Annotated in this window: 4 protein-coding genes; 3 read left to right on the forward strand and 1 reads right to left on the reverse strand. The window is 59.6% G+C overall.

All coding sequences use genetic code 11. The annotated features are described in order from the left end of the window. Positions 1-460 precede the first annotated feature (460 nt). The gene (gene soxC / locus V8352_RS21290; protein WP_336426261.1) at positions 461-1,837 is read left to right on the forward strand and encodes a sulfite dehydrogenase; all 1,377 of its coding nucleotides are present in this window, start codon (positions 461-463) and stop codon (positions 1,835-1,837) included. Next, positions 1,824-2,489 (forward strand): c-type cytochrome, encoded by a 666-nt coding sequence (locus V8352_RS21295; protein WP_336426262.1) that lies wholly within the window; start codon positions 1,824-1,826, stop codon positions 2,487-2,489. The genes soxC and V8352_RS21295 overlap by 14 nt, the downstream gene beginning before the upstream one ends. A gap of 666 nt (positions 2,490-3,155) precedes the next feature. On the opposite strand, the gene V8352_RS21300 is transcribed toward V8352_RS21295, so the two are convergent. Next, a complete protein-coding gene (locus V8352_RS21300) occupies positions 3,156-3,749 on the reverse strand; it encodes a TetR/AcrR family transcriptional regulator (protein ID WP_336426263.1) in 594 nt (197 codons plus the stop codon). Positions 3,750-3,864: 115 nt separating this feature from the next. On the opposite strand from V8352_RS21300, the gene V8352_RS21305 reads away from it, so the two are divergent. Next, positions 3,865-4,434 (forward strand): carboxymuconolactone decarboxylase family protein, encoded by a 570-nt coding sequence (locus V8352_RS21305; protein ID WP_336426264.1) that lies wholly within the window; start codon positions 3,865-3,867, stop codon positions 4,432-4,434. The last annotated feature ends 613 nt before the right edge of the window (positions 4,435-5,047 follow it).

Below are 5,047 nucleotides of genomic sequence, written 5' to 3' on the forward strand. Positions count from 1 at the left end.
CAGCTCATCGCAGCCATCGGCGACGTCTGCGATCTCTTCACTCCCGTCGAGTGCTGGAACTTCTTCAAAGCCTCTGGATACACATCATGAATAAGTGGAAATGCTGTATCAATAGCTTAAAGCCAAACTTAACCAGTCGGGTTTTTGCGTTTGCACTCTACATCAACGCCACATCAACACCGCACCAGAAAAACAGCATTCGCATGCATTTGGCGACATTCGCTAACATGCGCCGAGAGGAAAGCTTCCGGGTGATGTCCGCGCTGGCCGAGGCCCATTTGGTTCGTTGGCAACGGCTAGGCAGACGGGGCGCCCATTTTGTGTTACTCTAAACTGGTTGGCTTAGAAATACTGAGTTGGCGCCGGCGACGTCAGTGACCCGCAAATGTAGTATTCGAGGGGCCGGTCCCCCTTTACGTGAGCAGTGTCGTGATGTTGCATAACTTCATGGGAGGCTGCAATGTCCGACACCGAACGATTCCCCGAATCCTTGTATGGTCCAGCCGAAAGGCAGATGGCCGATGCCCTCGTCGATATCGAGCGTAAGGCAATTGCGGATGCCGAAGACTGCGACTGCAAGGAAGGCATGTTCAACGGCCTGACGCGCCGCGGCCTTCTAATGGGCGGCATCGCATTTGGCACCGGCGCGATGGCCGGTGGCCGTGCGCAAGCCGACGCCCCGCCGGGCGCTATCGAATACGATGTCCAGCCCGATCCGACCAAGGAGCAGGGGCGCCTCATCCTCGACGATGGCGGCTATGGCTCCAGATCTCAATTTGAGAATGAGGTGCGCTGGCGTTATCCGACCGCCAGCATCGATTCCAGCTGGTCAATGACGCCGCTGGCCTCCGGGCGCGGGATGATCACCCCCTCGGGTCTGCATTTCGAACGCCATCACGCGGGTATCCCGACGATTGATCCGCAGACCCACGAGTTGATTCTGCATGGAATGGTCGATGAGCCGCTGCACTTTACTATGGACGATCTGAAACGGCTGCCGTCGGTCAGCAAAATTCATTTCATCGAGTGTTCCGGCAACGGACTGACCGAATGGGCCAAGCCGACGCTCAAGACTGTGCAGGGCACACATGGCCTGACCTCGACTTCGGAATGGACCGGCGTGCACCTCTCCACCCTGCTGGAGATGGCAGGCGTGCAGGACAGCGCCGCATGGATCCTCGCCGAAGGCGCCGATGCTGCCGTGATGACCCGCTCCGTGCCGATCGACAAGGCGATGGATGACGCCATTCTGGCCTATGCCCAGAACGGCGAGGCCCTGCGCCCCGAGCAGGGCTATCCCCTGCGCCTTCTGCTGCCAGGTTACGAGGGCAACACCCATATCAAGTGGCTGCGCCGCCTCGAGGTCAGTGACAAGCCCTTCATGACGCGTGAGGAGACATCGAAATACACCGACCTCATGCCGGATGGAACGGCCCGCCAGTTCTCGCTGGAAATGGAGGCGAAATCGGTGATCACCTTCCCCTCGGGCGCGATGAAGCTGCCGCGCCCAGGCTTTTATGAGGTGACGGGAATCGCTTGGTCCGGACGTGGCAAGATCGCAAAGGTCGAGGTTTCTGCCGACGGCGGAAAGACTTGGCAGGAAGCCACGCTGGACAGTCCCGTGATGGACAAGTGCCACACCCGGTTCCGACTGCCATGGACCTGGACAGGAGAGGAGGCCGTGCTGCAAAGCCGCGCGGTGGACGAGACAGGGTATGTGCAGCCCACCCTCGAACAGCTGGTTGCGGTGCGCGGCCTGAAGTCTGTCTATCATCTTAACGCAATCCAGAGCTGGCATGTCGCGCCGGATGGGGAGGTGCAAAATGTTCACGCGTAACCTGACACTCATCTGCGCGGTCTCCGTGCTATCACTTCCTGCATTGGCGCAGGACGTTCCACGCACCTCGGCTGAGTTGCCCGACAGGCTGGAAGAAACCGGAGAGCGCGCCCCAATGGAAGTGCCCGAATCCAGCGCCGAGGAGGTGGGCGAGATCGCGCCGGTCCAGAACGCCTACGGCGTCGGACAGCCCGCCACCGATGAAGAAATCGCCGCTGTCGACATCGACGTGATGCCAGATGGGCGAGGCCTGCCAGAGGGCAAAGGCACCTACGCCGAGGGCGAGGAGCTTTACGAGACCATCTGCGCCGCCTGTCATGGCTTGGACATGATGGGCGTGGCCGAACTTGGCGCGCCCCGGTTGATCGGCGGACGGGATACCCTGGCCACCGACGCGCCGGTGAAAACGGTCGAAAGCTACTGGCCCTATGCAAGCACCTTTTTCGACTACACGCACCGCGCCATGCCGATGACCGAGCCCGGATCGCTCAGCGCGGACGAGGTCTATGCCATCAGCGCCTATGTGCTGGGGAAGGCAGGCATCACCAGCACCGAACCTGATAGCGTGATGGATGCAGAGGCGATGGCTAAGGTCGAAATGCCCAATGCCGACGGTTTTGTTTCGGATCCTCGCCCTGATGTCGGCGAGTAGGCGAGGGGCCATCATTCGTAGATGCTGAACCGGGGTGCAAAAAATGCGATGCTGCTCTTCATAAAGAGTGGCGTCGTAGCGCGATGCGACTGGCACATTTAGGCAAGACGATGATGTGGTGTCGGCGGTGGTTTGAACGGTATCCGGCGAGACGCCGCAATGCAGCCATTCCTCGCCAGGCCTATGCGTCGCTGCATAATCCACCTGCTCCGTCCGCTATGAGCTTGTCTGACTGGCTCACTGAATCTGATAGGCATCTGTCAGCACCCTGAGCAGCGCGACCAGAACCTGCGCCCTGGACTCTCTCAGCCGCTCTGGCGAGATCGACCTGTTCGTCTTCGACTGTGGGGGCTTTCGCGAATGGGCAGTCGCGGTGCCAAATTTCATCCCGATCGCGATCGAGAGAAGAGCCCAGGACTTCGATCAGTCCATGGGTGCCTCCCTGACCATCGAGCCATTCCTATCCCCGGAACGGGACTGGGTAGCGGTCAGTTCAATGCAATCGCATGAACGGAATAGCGCTCTCAACAGGTGAGTGCGTATCTACATGGCTTTCCAGCTATCTGGCTCGATGGTTACCTGTGTATTTTGGCGAGCGAGGGCGCGATCAGCCCTTGGATGTAGCGTTTGAACACGTGCCTACACGATGGTTCTGCAGTCAGTCAGTCAGTCAGCCATCGCCTCGATCTCGAGTGCGATATCCTCCGCGAGACTCCCGGCGGTCTCGGTCGCGTCGCTGCGCTGCGCATAAGCGCGCAGTCCGAAGATCGAGGCTTGCAGCCGCGCTGCCAATCGTTCCGGATCCGAGCCGGATGGGATCTCGCCCGCGTCGCGTGCGTCGCGAAAGGCGGCCGCAAAGGTCGTTTCGACCTCGCGTATAATTTTCTCTACAGACTGGCGTAGCATTGGATCGTCATCCGGTGCCTCCAGCAAGGTCTTGACCAGCATGCAGGCGCGCGAGGGTGGGCCGTCGGACAGCAGATGGCCTATCATCCGCACATGCGCCGCAAGCCCGCTGATCGGACTTGGTGCCTTGACCATTGTTACGGCCAAGGCTTCTTGGCCGATGGTTGCGTAACGGTCGAGCGCGGCGCGGAACAGCGCTTTCTTGGAGCCGAAGGCGGCATAGATCGAACCCGGGCGCATGTCGAGGGTCCGCTCGAGATCTTTCAGCGACGTCTTATGGTATCCGCGCGCCCAGAACAGCTCCATCGACGCGCGGAGAACCTCGTCCCGATCATGGATGGCCGATCTGCCCATGTCTCACACCTCGATCCCGATTGAGTGATCGCTCAAGAAGTATCTTGTATGCCGGCGCGCGTAAAGTTAGGCAAGATACTTGAACGAGCACTCAAGAAATAGCAAGGAGACCAGCGTGACCAGCTTTGAAATGCACACGATTGAAACAGCCCCCAAAGAGAGCCGCCCGACGCTCGAGGCTTCAGAAAAGGCATTTGGCCGCATTCCCGGACTGCATGCCGTGATGGCCGAGGCGCCCGCCCTGTTGCAGGCCTATCAGCAACTCCATCAGATGTTCGCCGAGCAGACCAGCTTCGACAAGGACGAGTTGACCGTGGTCTGGCAGGCCATAAATGTTGAACATAACTGCACATACTGCGTGCCCGCTCATAGCGGTATCGCCAAGCGGATGAAGGTGGACGGTGCGATTGATGACGCGCTGCGCAACGAGACACCGCTGCCCAATGCCCGGCTCGAGGCACTGCGCACTTTTACGCTTGCCGTTACGCGTGGCCGCGGTCACGTCGAAGAAGCCGACTTACAGGCCTTCCTCGATGCGGGGTTCACCAAGCGCCATGTGCTGGAGGTAATCCTGGGCCTGTCGCAGAAGGTCATGTCGAACTACACTAACCACCTCGCCGGGACGCCAGTGGACGAGGCATTCCAGGGTTTCGCCTGGCAAAAGGTAGGCAAGGGCGCCGCCTGACCGCAATCTGCGCCCCTTTGGACGGACCCGGCTCGGCATCTTGCGAGGTCGGGCCATCGTTTGTCAGCGCATTCTGGCGATGTCATGCGCTGAACGAGTGGAAGGTCCTCATTTGCCGGGCTGGCGCGGCCGTCGTCGCAGCTCTTGTCGCTGCGTGGCAAGGAGCAAATATGTGCGACATACACTACCGTGCCTCCCGTGTATCAGTCGATGCGATGTGAGCTCCGCGCAGACCGAAGAATGACCGTGTACCAAGACCATTGCACGGCTTTCTGGGCATCCGACCTGACTACGATGGTCTTGGGCCCCTTGGCCAGCATGACACTGGCCTACTGGTCGAGGTGATCGAGATCGAACACCACGAAGGTTGCGATCGCGGCCGGCAGGTCACCTTTCGGCGGCGCGTTTGTTCGGCCTCGTTTCTCAACAACAATCGCAAAATGTAGCGGTCACGCTTTACTCCGTGCCTCGCGTGCACGGCTGTAGTGAGGACTGAGCAGCACTCATTAGTTCACCCTGAACAACGATTTCAGTCGTTGATTTGAAGTCCCTGATGTTGCCCTTCACCGTGCATGAACCCTCGGAGCACTGTTATCAGCCAGACGAACTGGCA

Source organism: Roseovarius sp. D0-M9, assembly GCF_037083805.1.
In the GTDB taxonomy this organism is placed as follows: Bacteria; Pseudomonadota; Alphaproteobacteria; order Rhodobacterales; family Rhodobacteraceae; genus Roseovarius.

Bases quoted from the DNA above. Each gene is read 5' to 3' on its own strand.
- V8352_RS21300 (WP_336426263.1), bottom strand. From the start codon at position 3,749: ATGGGCAGATCGGCCATCCATGATCGGGACGAGGTTCTCCGCGCGTCG.
- V8352_RS21295 (WP_336426262.1), top strand. From the start codon at position 1,824: ATGTTCACGCGTAACCTGACACTCATCTGCGCGGTCTCCGTGCTATCA.
- soxC (WP_336426261.1), top strand. From the start codon at position 461: ATGTCCGACACCGAACGATTCCCCGAATCCTTGTATGGTCCAGCCGAA.